The organism is Stenotrophomonas sp. PS02289, assembly GCF_029960115.1.
Lineage (GTDB): Bacteria > Pseudomonadota > Gammaproteobacteria > Xanthomonadales > Xanthomonadaceae > Stenotrophomonas.
This window is the reverse complement of the sequence record NZ_JASCOZ010000321.1, coordinates 1-1666: the sequence shown is the minus strand read 5'-3', so window position 1 is coordinate 1666 and position 1666 is coordinate 1. Positions and strand designations below refer to the sequence as shown.

General features: G+C 66.4%; 2 protein-coding genes. One reads left to right on the top strand and one right to left on the bottom strand.

The window, feature by feature from the left end:
* Positions 1-169 precede the first annotated feature (169 nt).
* Positions 170-1069, bottom strand: a complete 900-nt coding sequence (locus tag QMX83_RS21365; RefSeq protein ID WP_282298629.1) for a peptidylprolyl isomerase — start codon at positions 1067-1069, stop codon at positions 170-172.
* Positions 1070-1216: 147 nt separating this feature from the next.
* Between QMX83_RS21365 and QMX83_RS21360 the strand changes: the two genes are divergently transcribed.
* Complete coding sequence (locus QMX83_RS21360; protein WP_282298628.1) at positions 1217-1582, top strand: PadR family transcriptional regulator; 366 nt, start codon at positions 1217-1219, stop codon at positions 1580-1582.
* Positions 1583-1666: the final 84 nt, after the last annotated feature.

The window sequence follows — 1666 nt, the reverse complement described above, 5'->3', positions numbered from 1 at the left end:
GTCAAAAACATGGATGTTTTTGACGAGCCTCCATGGATGGATTCACGGCGTGTCCCGCAAACCCACCCCGGTGCGCCCAAACACGGGGGCCGATGGCCACCGGCTGTTCGCCCAAAACCAACCGCAGCCGGGCAACGCCCGGCGATAAGTGGGCTGTGCGATTAGAGAATCAACGCACCGGCACCGGAATATTGCACAGGTCGATATGCCCAGCGGCGCGCTTGTAGAAATCGTCCACGCGATTACGGCGCGCTTCCACCGTGTCCACGAATGTCTTTGAATCGGTGCGCAGTACCTGCAGGGTCGGACGCTGTGCTTCAGGCAGGTCGCTTGCGCGCTGGATCGACACAATCGGTGTGCGCTGCGCTGCATCCGCGTAGAAACCCATCGGGGCCGGGCCGCGCGGCAGTGCGCTGAGCAGTTCCATGCCCTTCAGCACGCGTCCCACCACCGTGATGTTGCGGTCCAGCTGGCGCGGAGACTGCCCGGTGACCACGTACAATTCGGCCCCGATGCTGCTGTCTTCCTCGTTGTTGCGGCCCGCACCGAGCGCGCCGTAGCAGTGTGCCAGCCAGGTTTTGCCGTCGGCCGTGTCCTGGCCTACCGGGAAGCCATCGACAAAGCCCGTGTGGTCCGCCCAGCCGTCCTTGTCCGGCAGCACCGTGACCTTCAAGCCCTTGCTGTCGCGCTGGAACTCCGCCGGCAGTTTGCGCTTGGCGCTGCCCAGAGGCTTGGCCTTCGCGGCATCGTCGGCGTCGGCGTCGCCGAACTGCACCACGAAGTTGTCCTGCGCCCGGTAGATGCTCTCACCATCCCAGAAGTGCTCGTGCGCCAGGGTCTGGATGTTGGCCACATGCTGCGGCGCGAACGCCGGAGCCAGTTCGATCACCACCTGGCCCGAAGCCAGATTCATCAGCAGCAGGTTGGCCGGATCCGGCGTGCGCCAGTCGCTGGCCGGCGAGGCATCCAGAATCTGTTGGGCGCTGCGGTAGGGCGTGGCGGCGCTGGTCACGCCCGGCAGCAGGCAGGCGAGGGCAAGGGCGAGCAGGGCAGGACGACGTGGCGACATGGCAGACCCTTTCAAGGAAGTGACCTGATTCTGCGCGATTGGCCGGCCCGGTCGCCAGCCATCCCTGCCCCCCGGCAGGGTGACTAACGGCACGTTCGCTATAGCTGAGTTCGCACTAGTGTGGACTCCACGCTAGCGGAGACCGTCATGAGCGAGCACGAAGCCCATCTGAAGAAGTTCCAGAAGGAGCTCAGCGCAGGCACCGTGTCCCTGGCCCTGCTGGCAGTGCTGGCGCGGGCCGGAGAGCCGCTGTACGGCTATTTGATCGCCAAGGAGCTGGAGCGGGTCGGTGAGGGTGTGTTGAGCGGCAAGCAGAGCGCGTTGTACCCGGTGCTGCGCAACCTCGAGGCCGCCGGGTTGTTGGAAAGCCAGATCGAGCCGTCGGTGGCTGGGCCGCCGCGGCGTTACTACCGCATCAATGAGCGGGGCCGCGAAGTGCTGGTGGAATGGACTGCCGCCTGGCGTGCGACCCGCGATTCCGTCGATTCCGTCCTGGAAGGGGTACTGCAATGAACGAACAGACCACGGCGGGGGGGGGCCGGCCCCCCCCCCCTCCGCAGGACCGGGCCCCGCTGCGCGCCCCGCCGCCCCCCCCCC

Bases quoted from the DNA above. Each gene is read 5' to 3' on its own strand.
- QMX83_RS21360 (WP_282298628.1), top strand. From the start codon at position 1,217: ATGAGCGAGCACGAAGCCCATCTGAAGAAGTTCCAGAAGGAGCTCAGC.
- QMX83_RS21365 (WP_282298629.1), bottom strand. From the start codon at position 1,069: ATGTCGCCACGTCGTCCTGCCCTGCTCGCCCTTGCCCTCGCCTGCCTG.